The organism is Arthrobacter wenxiniae (assembly GCF_013376105.1).
GTDB lineage: Bacteria > Actinomycetota > Actinomycetes > Actinomycetales > Micrococcaceae > Specibacter > Specibacter wenxiniae.
This window is the reverse complement of record NZ_JAAMFM010000019.1, coordinates 48,174-64,093: the sequence shown is the minus strand read 5'-3', so window position 1 is coordinate 64,093 and position 15,920 is coordinate 48,174. Positions and strand designations below refer to the sequence as shown.

Genomic DNA, 15,920 nt, shown 5'->3' with positions numbered 1-15,920 from the left:
GCCGCGCCGGGGCGGCGTCAGCCGATGCGTTCCGGCTGGCGCGCCACGCCGTTCACCATGGTCCGGCGGTTGGCCAGAACCGGCAGGCTTGCCCGAACCCGATCCACGGCGGCCAGGTCAAGATCGGCCACCAGCAGGCCCTCGCCGCCGTCGAGCCTGCCAAGCACCTCCCCCAGGGGAGACGACGGCGCTGCGGCCGATTCCGGTCGGCGCGCTGCCGGCCGCCTTGACGCCGGCGGTGGCGGGGTCGCCCCGGCCGCCGGCAAGGACGAACGACGTCGAGTCCAGGGCACGGGCGCGGGCACGGGCACGGGCTCGGGCTCGGGCGCGGGCTTGGACCAGCAGGTCCCATTGTTCGGCCTTTCCGGGGCCGGCGCCCCAGAAGGCGCAGACAATGGTGATGGCGGCACCGGCTTCCGCATTGGAGACGAACAGCTGCGGGAACCGCACGTCGTAGCAGGTGGCCCGGCCAGCGTTGTGCCGTTGAGCCCAAAGGTGGACACCCGCGCGCCCGGGTCAACCGCCTCGGATTCGGCGAAGCCAAAGGCGTCGACAAGATGGATCTTGTCGTAGTGGGCGTCGGCGGACGGCCCGGCCACCAGCAGGGTGTTGCGGACGCGGCCGCCCGTGCCGGGGGTCGACATGCCGGCCACGATCGGCCAGCACCGCGGCGCCCGCTAAACGCAGGGGCGGCCGGCAAACGCCGGGGCCTGCCGCGAAATTCGGGCAGCCCCGACGATTTCCTGCCCTCCCGCGGCGGGGCCAGTTGACTCATGCGGGCGGGGGCGCAAAAGTTGAGCAATGACGTCCGCACAGAAGCACCTCCCCGGGAAATCCCCCCTGCGTCCCGCCGCAGCCGCCACACCGACCCCCAGACACCGCGCCAGCGCATTGCTCGGGCTGGCGGCAGTGCTGGGGCTGGCGCTGGCCGGATGCGGGACGCCCAGCGGCGGAACGGCCAGCGACGGAACGGCCACCACCCCCGCGGCAACGACCTCCGCCCCCGCCGGGACCACGGCGTCGTCCATGGACAGCACCGCCCGGCCCATGGAAAGCACCGCGCCTCACGTCAGTGCGTCAGCCACCACGGCGGCACCCGCCCTGTGCACGGCGGCGTCGCTGAGGGGCGCCCTGGACGACACCGGCGGCGGCGCCGCCGGGCACATATACATGAAGCTGATCCTGACCAACAAGTCCTCCACCGCCTGCATCCTGAATGGATACCCGGGCGTTTCCCTGGTCAAGACGGGCTCCACCGCGGCGATCGGCGCCCCGGCGGACCGCGACACCTCGGCGCCATCCAAGGGACCCATCACGCTGGTGCCGGGCAAGAGTGCCACGGCCGTGCTGGTCTACACCCAGGCGGGCAACTACCAGGACTGCCAGCGCGTGCAGGCCGCCAGCGTTCTGGTGTACCCGCCCAGCGCCTACGACCACCTGGCCATCCCCCACCCGCTGACCGCCTGCAGCAACAAAGGCGACCACCTGCTGAAGATCGGCGCGTTCCAGCCGTGACCGCGGCCCCGGGTCAGCGGGCCGCTGCCTGACGCCGGGTGCACGAGTGGATGGGCAGCGGGCCCGCGAGTGGCGGCGGGCCCGCCCGTGGGAACGTCGTCAGCTGACGGCCTTTTTGAGCAATTCCACCAGCTGCTTCTTGTCCGCGGCGGTCAGCTTGGTCACTGCGTATGCGCTCGGCCAGAAATTGCCGTCGTCGAGGTGGGCGTCCGGCTGAAAGCCGATGGTCGCATACCGCACCTTGAATTTGGCCGAGCTCTGGAAGAACACCACCACCTTGCCGTCAGTGTTGGTGTACGCGGGCATGCCATACCAGGTCTTGGCGCCCAAGCTGGTGTGCTTCTGCACGAGGTCGTGCAGGGTCTGCGCCAATTCCTGGTCCGTGCCTGTCATTTCAGCGATTGCGGCCAGGCACGCGGCGTTCTGGTCGGCGCCCGCCTTGGCGGCCTTTGCTTCGGCCGCCGCAGCCCGCATTGCAGCCTTTTCCTCTTTGCTGAAGGTGGTGCCCATGGTTTGTTCCTTTCGCTGGTTTGCCCCGTGGGACCCAGCTTAGGCAGCCCGGCGCGCAGGTGCTTCCTTTATCCTGCCCGGCGCGGCCTGCCCGGCCGCCGGGGGCGGTCCCCTACGGCCGTTCCCAGAAGTTCACCGGCTCCTCGGCGTCGAATTCCTCAAAGCGGCCGATGAAGGCGGGGTCGCTGTCCTGGACGGCGCGGCGGCGTCCGTTGCGGAGCACGTAGAGCCGGTTGGCGGAGAACGCCAGGCCGGCCGCGGCCAGCAGGTGGAGCGCACCGCCCCACACTTCGGCATGAATCACCAGTGCCAGGAGCCCGGTCAGGGCGACGCCGGCGCCCGCCGTCACGAGCAGGCGCAGCCGTTCAAAGTAGCCGTAGGTGGCCACCGCGGCGCCCAGCACCAGCCACGGCCCGCAGCCATGGAGGAACGGGACCATGGCAAGCAGCAGCACGCCCGCCAGTGTGCCTCCGGCCAGATACAGGTAGTGGTTGCGGGGCGCGAGCCACCACGACGGGTTCCGCCACAGCCACAGCGCCATGACGCCTCCGGCGGGCAGGATGCCCACGGAGAACACGGCGGACACCGCACCGTTGCCGGCCAGCGACACCATGCTCGCGGCGGCGCCGGCCAGAAACAGGATGGACAAACAAAGAAGGGGGACCCAGTTGTTCCCCACATGCCGTGTCTGCACCGCGCCTTGCCTTCCACACCGGACCGGACCGAAAACTTTCAGGACGCTGGTCCGTGCGCCATCACGCGCGGTGGAACAGCAAGGGCAACCGTTGCCACTCCTACCGCTAGATTACAACTCCGCCCGGACACTTTCGGCTGCATTCCGCAGGCGGCGGCGAATCGTTACGCTCTCGCATCAATGTCCCTGCCGTGGGGCATGATGGAGCCGTGAAAACAAATTCCGCCGCCGGCGCCATGGACCTGTTCGCGGCACCCGCCCGCGAATGGTTCCTGGGCGCCTTTGGCTCGCCCACCCCGGCACAGTCCGGAGCCTGGGAGGCCATCGCCGGCGGCGCCCACTCGCTGGTGGTGGCCCCCACCGGTTCGGGGAAAACCCTGGCCGCCTTCCTGTGGGCGCTGGACGGACTGGCGCGCCGGGACGGCACCGCGAAGGACGGGACCGGGGTCCTGTACATCTCACCGCTGAAGGCCCTCGGCGTGGACGTGGAGCGGAACCTGCGGGCGCCGTTGACCGGCATCATGCAGACGGCCAAGCGGCTCGGCGTGGAGGCCCCGCACGCCACCGTGGGTGTGCGCTCCGGCGACACCCCGGCCAACGAGCGCCGCCGCCTGCTCAGCCACCCCCCGGACATCCTGATCACCACCCCCGAGTCCCTCTTCCTGATGCTCACCTCCAAGGCCCGGGAAACCCTTTCCGGGGTGCACACCGTCATTGTCGACGAGGTCCACGCCGTGGCCGGCACCAAGCGCGGAGCCCACCTGGCCCTGTCCCTCGAGCGCCTCGACGACCTCCTGGACAGGCCCGCCCAGCGGATCGGGCTCTCCGCGACCGTGGAGCCGCGCGAAACCGTGGCGCGCTTCCTGGGCGGCTGCGCGCCCGTGACCATCGTGGCCCCGCCCGCCACGAAAAACTGGAATCTAAGCGTCACGGTGCCCGTGGAGGACATGACGGAGCTGCCGGCGCTGGCCGCCGCCCACGACCAGGGTCCGGCCTCGGGGCTCGCCCCCAACGCCTCGATCTGGCCGCACGTGGAGGAAAAGATCGTCGACCACGTGCTGGCCAACAAGTCCACCATCGTCTTTGCCAACTCCCGCCGCCTGGCCGAGCGCCTCACGGGGCGCCTGAATGAGATCTATGGGGAGCGCCTGGAACTCGCCGGGGCGGACGACGCCGACTCCTCCGACGCCGTCCCCCGGCGGACCGCGCCGTCCCCGGCCCGGCTGCCGGCCGACATGATGGCCCAGGCAGGATCCACGGCAGGCGCGCCCACCGTCCTGGCCAAGGCGCACCACGGCTCGGTGTCCAAGGAACAGCGGGCCCTGATCGAGGACGACCTCAAGTCGGGGCGGCTGCGCTGCGTGGTGGCCACCTCCAGCCTGGAATTGGGCATCGACATGGGCGCCGTGGACCTGGTCATCCAGGTGGAGTCGCCGCCGTCGGTGGCCAGCGGGCTGCAGCGCGTGGGCCGCGCCGGGCATCAGGTGGGCGAGATCTCCCAGGGCGTGCTGTTCCCGAAGCACCGCGCGGACCTGCTGCACTCGGCCGTCACGGTGGAGCGCATGCTGGCCGGCCGGATCGAGCCGCTCTTTGTGCCGGCCAACCCGTTGGACATTCTGGCCCAGCAGACCGTGGCGGCCGCGGCCCTCGGCGCCATCGACGTCGACGACTGGTTTGACACCGTCCGGCGCAGCGCCCCGTTTGCCGCGCTCCCCCGCTCCGCCTACGACGCCACCTTGGACCTGCTGGCCGGGCGCTACCCGTCCGACGAATTCGCCGAGCTGCGACCACGCATCGTCTGGGACCGGGTGGGCGGCACCATCACCGGACGGCCCGGCGCGCAGCGGCTGGCCGTCACCTCGGGCGGGACCATTCCGGACCGGGGACTGTTCGGCGTGTTCATCGTTGGCGAGCCTGCCGGGGTCTCGACGGGCTCGACCAGCGGGACGGGCTCGACCAGCGGGACGGGCTCGACCAGCGGGACAGGCTCGACCAGCGGGACAGGCCCAGCCGGCGCCGCCAAGGGCGGGCGGCGCGTGGGCGAGCTCGACGAGGAGATGGTCTATGAATCCCGCGTGGGCGACGTCTTCGCGCTCGGCGCCACCAGCTGGAAAATCGAGGACATCACCTTTGACCGGGTCCTGGTGACACCGGCGTTCGGCCAGCCGGGCAAGCTGCCGTTCTGGAAGGGCGACTCCCTGGGCCGGCCGGTCGACCTGGGGCGGGCGCTGGGCGCGTTCATCCGCGAGGTCAGCGCCGCACCGCGGCAGCAGGCCCTTGAACGGTGCCGGGCCACCGGGCTGGACGAGTGGGCGGCCAACAACCTGCTTGGCTACCTGTCGGAACAAAAGGCCGCCACTTCCCAGGTCCCCGACGACCGGACGCTGATGGTGGAACGCTTCCACGACGAACTCGGCGACTGGCGCGTGGTCCTGCACAGCCCCTTCGGGATGCCAGTGCACGCGCCCTGGGCCCTGGCCGTGGCCGCCCGCCTGCACGAACGCTACGGCCTGGACGGCTCCGCCATGGCCTCCGACGACGGCATTGTGCTTCGCGTCCCCCTCATGGACGACGAGCCTCCCGGAGCCGAGCTGTTCCTCTTTGACCCCGACGAGCTCGACGGGATCGTCACCGCGGAGGTGGGCGGCTCGGCCCTGTTCGCGAGCCGCTTCCGCGAGTGCGCCGCCCGCGCCCTGCTCCTGCCGCGGCAGAACCCGGGCAAGCGGTCGCCGCTGTGGCAGCAGCGCCAGCGCTCGGCCCAGCTGCTGGACGTGGCCCGGAAGTACCCGCAGTTCCCGATCGTGCTGGAAACCGTCCGGGAATGCCTGCAGGACGTCTACGACCTCCCCGCCCTGAAGGACATCGCCGCGTCCATCGAACGCCGCGAGCTGAGGATCGTGGAAACCACCACCGTGCAGCCGTCCCCGTTCGCCCGGTCCCTGCTGTTCGGCTACGTGGCCAGCTTCCTCTACGAGGGCGACTCCCCGCTCGCCGAGCGCCGGGCCGCGGCCCTGTCCCTGGACCCGGCCCTGCTGGACGAGCTGCTAGGGCGCGTGGAGCTGCGCGAGCTTCTGGACCCGAAGGTCATCACCGCCACCGAGGCCGAACTCCAGCGGCTCGCGCCCGAACGGCGCGCGCGCGGCCTGGAAGGCGTGGCGGACCTGCTGCGCCTGCTCGGACCGCTGACGGTGGCGGAGGTCGCCGCGCGCCTGGTCCCCCAGTCCGGGATGGACGACGCCGGCCGCACGCCCGACGCCGCCATCCCGCCGGCCGCCCCCGCAGGGAACGCTGACGCCGCCGGTCCGGCCCAGGCCGCCCACCTGGCCGCGGCGGCCGGGCACCTGGCGGAACTGGTCGCCGCCAACCGGGCCCTGCGCGTGAACATGGCCGGCGAGGAACGCTTTGCGGCCATCGAGGACGCCGCCCGGCTGCGGGACGCCCTGGGCATTCCGCTGCCCATGGGCGTGCCACAGGCCTTCGTCGAACCCGTGGCCGATCCCCTCGGCGACCTGCTGGGCCGCCACGCCCGCACCCACGGACCGTTCACGGCCGCGGGCGCGGCGGCACGCCTGGGACTGGGCATCGCCGTCGTGCAGTCAGGTTTGGCGCGGCTGGCCGCGGACAAGCGCATCACGGAAGGCGAGTTCCTCCCCGGCGGCTCCCTCCCCGACCATACCCCCGGCCCGCAGGCCCCCGGCCCGCAGGCCCCCGGCCCGCCAGCCCCCGCCCTGCAAGCCCCCGGCTCCTCGGGGGGCCCGCAGGCCCGCTCCGGGCCCCCTGGATCCATGGGCCCACGTTCCTGGGCGTCCGAGTGGTGCGACGTCGAGGTCCTGCGGCGCCTGCGCCGGCGCTCGCTTGCCGCCCTGCGGGCCGAGGTGGAGCCGGTGGAGCCGGCCACATTCGGCCGCTTCCTGCCGGCGTGGCAGCACGTGTCCGCGGCGTCGGGCACGCCCGCGCTGCGCGGCCTGGACGGGCTGCTGACGGTGGTGGACCAGCTGGCGGGAGTCCCCATCCCGGCGTCGGCGTGGGAGCCGCTGGTGCTGGCGCAGCGCGTCGCCGGCTACAGCCCGGCCATGCTGGACGAGCTCACCGCCGCCGGCGAGGTGGTGGTGTCCGGGGCCGGCGCACTGGGCGGCACCGACGGCTGGCTCAGCCTCCACCCGGCCGAGTCCGCCGAGCTCACGCTGGCCCCGCCGGCCGACTTTGCCGAAACCGAGCTGGCCGCCCGCCTGCTCTCCGCGCTGTCCGGCGGGGGCGCGTACTTCTTCCACCAGTTGCGGGAAATGGCGTCCGGCGGCCCGGACCTGGTGCCCTCCGACGACGAACTCACGGCCGCCCTGTGGGAGCTGTTTTGGGCCGGGCGGATCAGCAACGACACCTTCGCGCCCGTCCGCGCGCTGCTGGCCGGCGGGCATTCGGCCCACCGGCAGCGGCCGGCGCCGTCGCGGCTCCGGCCGGCCCGGTCCGGTCGCTACGGCAGGCTGCCGGGCAGGGCCGCGGCGGCGCAGCGCGGCGCCCCGCCGCCCGGCGCCGGGCGGTGGAGCCTGCTGCCGCGGCCCGCCGGCGCGGAGGGGCAGGTCGATGCCGCAAAGCACACCCTGCGCAGCCATGCCCTGGCCGAGCTCTTCCTTGACCGGTACGGGGTGGTGACCCGCGGTTCCGTCATGGCGGCGGGGGTGCCCGGCGGCTTCGGCCTCATGTACAAGGTGCTGGCCCGGCTGGAGGAGACCGGAAAATGCCGGCGCGGGTATTTCATCGAGCACCTGGGCGCGGCCCAGTTCGCGGTGCCCGCCACGGTGGACCGGCTGCGCGCCTTCAGCGAGGATGCCGCGGCCAGCCCCCGCCCTCCCCTGGCGCTGGCGCTGGCCGCGACCGATCCCGCTAATCCGTACGGCGCCGCCCTGGCCTGGCCGCGGCTGGAGTCCGGGCACCGCCCGGGCCGGAAGGCGGGCGCCCTGGTGGTGATGGTCGACGGCGCGCTGGTCCTCTACGTGGAACGCGGCGGCAAGACGCTGCTGTGCTTCAGTGACGACGGCGCCTCCGTGGCCCTTGCCGCCGCGGCCCTGGTGCAGGTGGTCAAGCGCGGCGGCGTGGACAAGCTGGCCATGGAAAAGGTCAACGGGGCAGGCATCCTGGACACGCCCCTGGCCGCCGCCCTGCTCGACGCCGGCGCCCACAGCTCCCCGTCAGGGGTGCGGATCCGTGCCTGAGGGAGACACCGTCTGGCGGCAGGCCCGGGACCTCGACGCCGCCCTGGCCGGGCAGCTGCTCACGGGGTCCGACTTCCGCGTGCCGCAGCTGGCCACAGCGGATTTCACGGGCCGCATGGTGCAGTCCGTCCGCTCCCGCGGCAAGCACCTGATGATGCGCCTGGCGGCCGGCAGCGCGGACGGCCCGGCCGCCGTGATCCATTCCCACCTGGCCATGGAAGGCCACTGGGACATATACCCGGTCGGGAATCTTTCGGGGCGGGCATCGGGCGCGCGGCCCGCCCGGTGGCGGCGCCCGGCCCACACCGCGCGGGCCGTCCTCACCACGGAGCTGGCCGTCGCCGTGGGATTCTCACTGGGCACGCTGGAAGTCCTCTCGGACGGGGAAGCCAGGACCGCCGTCGAACATCTGGGGCCCGACCTGCTGGGACCGGACTGGGACGCGCGGGAGGCCCTGCGCAGGCTGCGGGCGGCCCCGGAAAGGCCCATCGGACTGGCACTGCTGGACCAAAGGAATCTGGCCGGGATCGGCAACATCTACCGGAACGAGCTGTGCCTCCTGGGCGGCGTGCACCCGGAAACGCCCGTGGCGGACGTGGCGGAGCTGCCGCGGATCGTGGACCTGGCCCGCCGGCTGCTCGAAGCCAACAAGGACCGGCCCGTCCGCAGCACCACAGGCGGGCCGGCGCGCGGGGACGCCTCGCTGTGGGTGTACGGGCAGGCCGGGAAACCGTGCAAGAGGTGCGGCTCCCTCATCCGCCACGCGACAATGGGCGACCCAGCATTCCCGAGGCATGCCGCACGGGACATTTTCTGGTGCCCGCGCTGCCAGCCGGCCGCCGGACGCTGAGTCCGGGACGGCCGGCGGCGGGCGGCCGCCGCGGCGCGCCTTCAGGGCTTGGGGCGGACCACCGTCGCAACCGTCCCGCCCCGTGGAGCCGCGGCCGGGTCCCGGAGGAAGGCGGCCAGCACCAGGGCGAGCGCGGGGAGCCCGATGAGCGCCACCAGCGCAAAGTGCAGGCTCGTTGCGTCGGCCAGCGTGCCGAGGACCGGGTTGAACAGCCCGCCGACGGTGACGGCGAGGCCCACCGTGACGCCGCTGGCCGTCCCCACCCGGTTGGGCAGATAGTTCTGGCCCAGGATGACAAAGACGCTGAAGGGCACGAACACGCCCACGCCCGTCAGCACCACGAAGATCATGGCCAGCTGCCAGCCCGGAGCCAGGACCAGGCCGGCCATGGCGGGAAGGCAGAAGGCAAAGCCGTAGCGGATGGAAACGAGCGGCCCGAACCGGTCCGCCAGCCACCCACCCAGCAGGGTCCCGACGGCGCCCGAGGCCAGGAACACCGTCAGCGCGGCGCCGCCCACCACTTCGGAGGTTCCCAGGCCGTGGATGAAATAAAGGGCCAGGAACGAGCTCAGGCCGAAGAACACGATGGAGCGCACCACGACCACGGAGGTCAGCTTCAGGAATTCCGGCCAGTTGTCCGGGCCCGTGGGCATGGCGGACGGCCGGCGGGCGCCGGCGGGGCCGTCGAGCACCGGCGTCAGCCACTTCACCAGTATCGCCGCCATGACGAGGGCCGGGAGAATCAGGAGCGCCGTCCCGCGAAGCCCCAGCCACAGCAGCACCGGAGTCGCCATGAAGGTGCCGAGCGCAAAGCCCACGTTGCCGCCAAGCGCGAAGACGCTCATGCCCCGGTTGCTGCTCCCGGACGCACGCCGCGCCGCGCTGGCCGCCGAGGGGTGGAAGGCCGCAATGCCAATGCCGGAGATGGCGACCATCACCCAGGTGGCGGCATAACCCGGGAAGAGGCCGGCCGCGCCCACGCCGAGCGCCGCCGTCGTCATTCCCGCAGGCACCAGCCACCGCCGCGGCTTGCGGTCGCTCCACACGCCAAAGGCGGGCTGGACCACGGAGGAGAGCATGGTCGCGGCGAGCGTCAGCCCCGCCACCGCAGCATAGCTGTAGTGGCGCTCGGAGACGAAGAAGGGCAGCATTGCCGGCACCACGCCCTGGTAGAGGTCGTCCACCATGTGGGCGGAGGACATCATGGCGACACCGCGCCGATTCACCACTACAGCCCCCTTCGCAACGACGGGCCGTGGATGCGCCGGGGAGGGGCGCAGGCCGTCATCCTCGACACTACCCCCGCGGGTACCCTTGAAGGGTGATGAAATCCCCCCTTCCCGTCCGTGACGGCGTCAACGCCACGCGCATGCGGATTCCGGACACCGGCCCGTGGGCCACCGCCATGGAGTATGTCCTGGACACGTTCAGCCATGTTGACCCGGCCGGAATTGTGGATCGCTTTGTGCGCGGCGAGGTCAAGGCGCTCGGCGGCGAGGTGGTCACGCCGCACACTCCGCTCAACGAGCACGTGTTCATCTGGTACTACCGCGAACTGCCCGTGGAAAAGCGCCTGCCGGTGGAGCTGTCCATCCTGCACCAGGACGAAAACCTGGTGGTGGTGGACAAGCCGCACTTCCTGCCGACGACGCCGGGCGGCATGTACGTCCAGGAGTCCGCCCTGGTGCGGCTGCGCGTGCTCCTGGACCTTCCGGAGCTGGTGCCGATCCACCGCCTGGACCGCATGACGGCCGGCGTGCTGCTGTTCTCCGCCAACCCGCAGACGCGCGGCCAGTACCAGCTGTTGTTTGAAAAGCGGCGCATCCAAAAGACATACCGGGCGGTGGCGCCCGTGCTGCCGGAGCTCGCATTCCCGCTGGTGGTGCGCAGCCACATGGTCAAGTCGCGCACCTACCTGCTGGCCGAGGAAGTCCCCGGGGAGCCCAACGCGGAAACCCGGATCGAGCTGCTGGACACGCGGGTTGACGCCGCCTCGGGTGAAGTGCTGGGCTTGTATGACCTCGCGCCGCACACCGGCAAGACGCACCAGCTGCGCGTCCACCTGGCCACGCAGGGCATCGGCATCCTCAACGATCCGTTCTACCCGGTCCTGCGCGAGCAGGCGCCCGACGACTACACCAGGCCGCTCCAGCTGCTGGCCCACAGCATTTCCTTCACCGACCCCCTCACGGGAGAGCCGGCGTCGTACTCCTCAAGGCTGCAGCTCTCCGCCTTCCCGGGCTGAGCCGCGCCCTCTTCGGCTAGAGGGCCAGCCACTTGCCCGCGGAGCGGCGGAAGGTGCGCAGCGCACCCGTGGTGGCCGCCGTTTCCACACCGTGGCGCAGGGAAGCTGCCGCGTTGCGCGCCAGGTGGTTCTCGGCGTCGTACTCGCTGGCCTCCACCATGAAACGCACCGTGATCCGCGGCACCCCGCCCACGATGTCGAGCTGGTTCGCCTCAACCACGTGGCGGGAGGCCACCACGGCCACGGCCAGGTCCATGACCTCCCCGGGGGCGTGGCCGGGGCGCAGCCCGGTGATTTGGAGGGTGGCGCGGAAGGAAGGCATTGCCTCATTCTAAGTTGCGGCCGTCGTCCATGGAAAAAGACGGCGAGGTTGCTGACTACCCCGTGTTCCGCAGGCCGGCGGCAACGCCGTTGATGGTGATGAGCATCGCCCGCTGGAGGCGCCCGTCCACGTCCGCCCTGGCCGTGTCCGCGTCGCGGACGCGGCGCAGCAGCTCCACCTGCAGGTAGGAAATGGGGTCAAGGTACTGGTCGCGCACGGTCAGCGACCGTTTGAGGAGGGGCTGCCTGTCCAGGAGCTCGCCCTCGCCCGTGAGCCGCCGGATTTCGGCCACCGTCAGCTCGTATTCGGCGCGGATGGTGGCGAACAGGTGCGCCAGCGGCTCGGGCACCAGCGTGCGCACGTAATGCGCGGCGATCTCCATGTCCGTCTTGGCGAGGGTCATTTCCACATTGGAGATGGTGGAGGAGAAGAAGTGCCACTGCTCCAGCATCTCCTTCAGGTCGGCTTCCCGGCCGGCCTCACGGGCCGCGCGCAGGCCCGAGCCCACGCCAAACCAGCCGGGCACAATCTGCCGTGACTGCGTCCAGCCGAACACCCAGGGAATGGCGCGCAGTCCGCCCAGCCCGGAGCCGGAGTCGGGCCGCTTGGACGGGCGGGAGCCGATGTTCAGGCTGCCCAGCTGTTCCACCGGTGTGGAGGCCACGAAGTAGGCGGGGAGGTCGGGGTCGTCAATGAGGGACCGGTAGCTGGCAAAGGCGGCGTCGGAGACAATTTCCATGACCTCGCCAAAGCGGACCAGGTCATCCTCCGTGTGGCGTGGGGCCTGGTGCAGGGCCGAGGCCTGCATGACGGCGGCCAGCGAAAGCTCCAGGTTTTCGCGCGCGAGCTCGGGCAGCGAGTACTTGTCGGAGATGACCTCGCCCTGCTCGGTGAACTTGATGGCGCCCTCCAGCACCCCGTTGGGCTGGGCCAGGATGGCGTCGTAGGTGGGCCCGCCGCCGCGCCCCACGGAGCCGCCGCGGCCGTGGAACATGCGCACGTTGACGCCATGCTTGACCGCGACGTCGCGCAGCTTGCGCTGGGTCTTGTGGATCTCCCACTGGCTGGTCATGACGCCGGATTCCTTGTTGGAGTCCGAGTAGCCGAGCATGATTTCCTGCACGTCCCCGCGCAGGCGCACCAGCTCGCGGTAGGACGGGTCGGAGAGCAGCTGGTCCACGATTTCGGCGGAGGCGCGCAGCTCGTCGACGGTCTCCAGCAGCGGGGCAAAGCCGATCTTCGCATACCGGTTCTCACCCGTGAGCTGGACCAGCCCGGCCTCGCGCGCCAGCACGGCCGGGGCCAGGACGTCGTCGGCGCCGCGGGTCATGGAGATGATGTAGCTTTCGACGACGTCGGGGCCAAGGGTGCGCAGGGCGCGGCGGACCACGCGGAAGACGTCATAGGTGCCGTTCGCGGCGCCGTCGAGCGTGATGGGGTGGCCGGAAAGCGGGCGGTGGCTGGCCAATTCGGCGCCGAGCACCTTCAGGCGCCCGGGCCGGTCCAGTGCGGCGTACGGCACGGGCAGCTCGCCCACGCGGTCCATGAGCTGGCCGACGGCGTCGTGGTGGTGGTCGGCGTGTTCGCGGATGTCCAGGGTGGCCAGGTGCAGGCCAAAGGAGGCGACGGCGCGGCGGACCGCGGCCAGGGCCCCGTCGGCCACCAGTGCTGCCGCGTTGTTGCGCAGGGACGCATCCAGCAGGGCCAGGTCCGCGAGGAGCTCGGCAGTGGTCGCGTAGTCGCGGCCGGGTTCGTGAAAGGCGTCCGCCGCCACGCGCCGGCGGGTGTTCAGCAGCTTGGCCTTGATGCAGGTGAGCTTGAGGCGGTAGGGTTCCTCGGCGTTGAGCTCAAGCACGCGGGGGTCGATCCCCGGCAGCTTCGCCAAGTCTTCCGCGATGGACGCGGTCAGCTCCGGGTCCGCGCCGCACAAGGAGCTGGAGTTGGAGAGAACGCTCAGCAGCTCGTCGACCATCGCGATGCTGATCTTCACCGCGTTCGCGTTCTGCAGGACCAGCACCTCGCGGGTCACGTCGGGCGTGACGTTCGGGTTGCCGTCCCGGTCGCCGCCAATCCAGGAACCGAAGCGCAGCGGGGAGGAGTCTTCCGGGAGGGTCACGCCGTGGGCCCCGAGCAGCCCGCTGAGCTCGGTCAGGACCTCCGGCATGGCGTCCGTGAGGATGTTGTCCAGGTAGTAGATGGCGTTGCGGGCCTCGTCCATCGGGGTGGGGCGGACCTTGCGGAGCTCGTCGGTCTGCCACATCTGGTCGATGATCTCGGCGAGCTGGCGGTCCTGCCGGTTGCGCGCGCTGCTGCCTTCGGCGGACGGCGTGGCCAGGATGTCGGAGAGCTTGCGGACCTTGTCCAGGACCGAGCGGCGGGACGCCTCGGTGGGGTGGGCCGTGAAGATGGGCCGGACGTCGAGCTCGTTGACCACCTTTTGCAGCGCCACCGGGCCGGCCTGCCCGGCAATCTCCGTGACGGTCCTGGCGAGCCAGCCGTCCTCCCCGGCCCGCGTGCGCAGGCTGCGGACCCGGTGGACCTGCTCGGCGGCGTTGGCCAGGTGGAAGTAAAACGCAAAGGCGCGCACCAGGTCGGTTGCCTGCTCGAGCGGCAGGGAGGCGAGGACCTCGCGGACCTGCTCGGCGACGTCGTTCGCGCTCCAGGGGCCGGTGCCCGTTTCCCCGCGCGCGGCCTCCTTGGACTCCTTGGTCAGCAGCCGGACCTGTTCCACCATGGCCAGCAGTTCGGGGCCGTGCTGGCGGACCAGCGACTCGCCCAGCAGGGTGCTGACGCGGCGCACATCGCGGCGAAGGTCGGTGTCCTCGGCCGGATCGCCGGCGCTTCCCTGGAGAGGGTTTGGCGGTTCAGGGCTCATGTGTCAGCGTCCTTTACGGTCTGTGGTTCTGGGGGACACGTATGCGGCGGTGAATACGGTGGGGCCCAAGGTGGGGCCCAAGGTGGCACCCAAGGTGGGGCCCCTTGGATACTACTGTGCGCGCCCTCACACCCGCCAGTTCGTCCCGGCCCCCGTGCCCGCGTAGGCGGCGTGGACCTGCTCCCAGCAAGGGTGGAAGTCCTCCCACCAGCGCTGCCAGTCCACGGCCTTGCCGTTCAGCGCCTCGGCCAGGTGGTCCAGGTGCACGTGCCAGCCGGCCAGGGACATCAGCGCCACGTCCGCCGGCACGTCAATGGTGTTGGTGAACACGAGCCTGGTGCCGGCGGGCGTGGGCGAGAGCTCCGCGCGGATGGTGCCGTGCATGGCATTGCTGACTTCCAGGAGGTGCGGCGCCTCGGCGGCCAGGACGCGCCCGTTCCACCAGTCGGTCTCGATCCCGTGGCCCTCGTCCTTGACGTTGAGCCATTTCAGGTCGAAGGACGATCCCGTCCGGGCCTGCCCGCGCACCCTGCACCACCACAGCTCCGTCCTGCCGGGGTCCGTGAGCATGGCCCACACCGCCTCCGGCGCGGCCGTGTAGTGGCGCGTGAGCACCAGCTTCACGCGGTCCCCGTCCAGGGGTTCCACGGTGCCCGGCGCAAAGCGGGCCATGTCCTTGTTCAGGCGGCTGTTGTCCGGGCCGCCGCCGCTGTTCGTTCCCATCGGACCATTGTTTCACCGTCCCGGCGCGGCACCGCCGGACGGGCGCCGGAATAGCGGCCCACGCGCCCCCGTTGTGCCTACAGTGGACCGACAGCAGGCCCGCCGACAGGAGCACCATGACCACGCAAACCCCGGAACTCACCCGCCTGACCGAGCGCTGGGACCGTTTCCGCACCGGCCGCAACACCGCCCTCGCCGCAAGCCACGGCTGGCTGGCGTTGACCTCATTCCAGTGGCTCCCCACGGCCCCGGCCGCCCTGGACGGCGTTCCCGGCCTGTGGAGCTCCGACGGCACGACGGCGTCCCTCACCGCCGCCCCGGACCACCACCTCACGCTGGTTGAGGGCGGCGCCCCGGTGTCCGGCACCATCACGGCCACCCTCCAGGACGAGGAATCCCTGATGTGGGTCCAGTTCGGCTCCGTGGTGGTGGAGCTGGGCATGCGCGCCAACCGGTACATGGTCCGCACCCGCGACTCCCAGTCGCCCACCAGGACACAGTTCACCGGCGTGCCCGTGTTCGGCTACAACAAGGACCTGGTGCTGACCGGGACGTACGAACCCTACGCGGAGCCACGGGCGGTGGACATCGCGACGGCCAACCCGGAGGTGCCCGGCACGGCGGTGCTGGTGGGCGAGGTCGTGTTCGATTTGGGCGGCACCACGCACCGCCTGGCCGCCGAGGAAGGCCGGCTCGGATCCCTGGTGGTCACCTTCTTTGACGACACCAACAATGTCACCAGCCCGCACTGGCGCAAGCTTGAACTTTCCCGCCCGCGCCCCGACGGCACCGTGGTGGTGGATTTCAACCGCGCCATCAATTACCCCAGCGCCTTCACCGACTACGGCACCTGCCCGTCCCCCGTGGAAGGCAACCGCATCAACGCCCCCATCGAGGCCGGCGAGCGGAACCCGCGGTAGCCGCCCGTGGGAGATGGTGACGCCTCCTCGTTCCCCGGGGCGTCACGATCTCCAAC

At 71.3% G+C, this 15,920-nt stretch carries 11 protein-coding genes and 1 pseudogene; 5 read left to right on the top strand and 7 right to left on the bottom strand.

Annotated features, from left to right (window positions below):
- Nucleotides 1–17 precede the first annotated feature (17 nt).
- Nucleotides 18–656 (bottom strand): annotated as a pseudogene (locus G6034_RS19845) (nitrilase-related carbon-nitrogen hydrolase); the annotation flags it as partial.
- A gap of 145 nt (nt 657–801) precedes the next feature.
- Between G6034_RS19845 and G6034_RS12715 the strand changes: the two are divergent.
- Nucleotides 802–1,515 carry a DUF4232 domain-containing protein gene (locus G6034_RS12715; protein ID WP_176635481.1) on the top strand — a complete coding sequence of 238 codons (714 nt, stop codon included), beginning with the start codon at nt 802–804 and terminating at the stop codon, nt 1,513–1,515.
- Between the two features lie 99 nt (nt 1,516–1,614).
- Here the strand turns inward: G6034_RS12715 and G6034_RS12710 are convergent, their stop codons facing one another.
- Together G6034_RS12710 and G6034_RS12705 are read right to left on the bottom strand one after the other, a co-directional pair.
- Entirely contained in the window at nt 1,615–2,025 is a 411-nt protein-coding gene (locus G6034_RS12710; RefSeq protein ID WP_176635480.1) for a DUF1801 domain-containing protein, read from the bottom strand.
- A gap of 112 nt (nt 2,026–2,137) precedes the next feature.
- A complete protein-coding gene (locus G6034_RS12705) occupies nt 2,138–2,674 on the bottom strand; it encodes a hypothetical protein (protein WP_176635479.1) in 537 nt (178 codons plus the stop codon).
- A 281-nt stretch (nt 2,675–2,955) separates the two neighbouring features.
- Here G6034_RS12705 and G6034_RS12700 point away from each other — a divergent pair, with 281 nt between their 5' ends.
- Both G6034_RS12700 and G6034_RS12695 read left to right on the top strand, forming a co-directional pair.
- On the top strand, nt 2,956–7,929 hold the full coding sequence (locus G6034_RS12700; protein WP_176635501.1) for an Lhr family helicase: 4,974 nt from the start codon (nt 2,956–2,958) through the stop codon (nt 7,927–7,929).
- Complete coding sequence (locus G6034_RS12695) at nt 7,922–8,779, top strand: Fpg/Nei family DNA glycosylase (protein ID WP_176635478.1); 858 nt, start codon at nt 7,922–7,924, stop codon at nt 8,777–8,779. Before G6034_RS12700 ends, G6034_RS12695 begins: the two co-directional genes overlap by 8 nt.
- Nucleotides 8,780–8,820: 41 nt before the next feature.
- On the opposite strand, the gene G6034_RS12690 is transcribed toward G6034_RS12695, so the two are convergent.
- Nucleotides 8,821–10,008 carry an MFS transporter gene (locus tag G6034_RS12690; RefSeq protein WP_218063884.1) on the bottom strand — a complete coding sequence of 396 codons (1,188 nt, stop codon included), beginning with the start codon at nt 10,006–10,008 and terminating at the stop codon, nt 8,821–8,823.
- A 95-nt stretch (nt 10,009–10,103) separates the two neighbouring features.
- On the opposite strand from G6034_RS12690, the gene G6034_RS12685 reads away from it, so the two are divergent.
- Nucleotides 10,104–11,024 carry a pseudouridine synthase gene (locus G6034_RS12685; RefSeq protein ID WP_176635499.1) on the top strand — a complete coding sequence of 307 codons (921 nt, stop codon included), beginning with the start codon at nt 10,104–10,106 and terminating at the stop codon, nt 11,022–11,024.
- A 16-nt stretch (nt 11,025–11,040) separates the two neighbouring features.
- On the opposite strand, the gene G6034_RS12680 is transcribed toward G6034_RS12685, so the two are convergent.
- From G6034_RS12680 to G6034_RS12670, 3 genes are all read right to left on the bottom strand, one after another.
- Entirely contained in the window at nt 11,041–11,346 is a 306-nt protein-coding gene (locus tag G6034_RS12680) for a hypothetical protein (RefSeq protein WP_176635477.1), read from the bottom strand.
- A 55-nt stretch (nt 11,347–11,401) separates the two neighbouring features.
- Nucleotides 11,402–14,221 carry a phosphoenolpyruvate carboxylase gene (ppc, locus tag G6034_RS12675; protein WP_176635476.1) on the bottom strand — a complete coding sequence of 940 codons (2,820 nt, stop codon included), beginning with the start codon at nt 14,219–14,221 and terminating at the stop codon, nt 11,402–11,404.
- Nucleotides 14,222–14,347: 126 nt separating this feature from the next.
- Nucleotides 14,348–14,944, bottom strand: coding sequence for an SRPBCC family protein (locus tag G6034_RS12670; RefSeq protein WP_176635475.1), 597 nt, complete (start codon nt 14,942–14,944; stop codon nt 14,348–14,350).
- Between the two features lie 116 nt (nt 14,945–15,060).
- Here G6034_RS12670 and G6034_RS12665 point away from each other — a divergent pair, with 116 nt between their 5' ends.
- A complete protein-coding gene (locus G6034_RS12665) occupies nt 15,061–15,864 on the top strand; it encodes a DUF1684 domain-containing protein (protein WP_176635474.1) in 804 nt (267 codons plus the stop codon).
- Nucleotides 15,865–15,920: the final 56 nt, after the last annotated feature.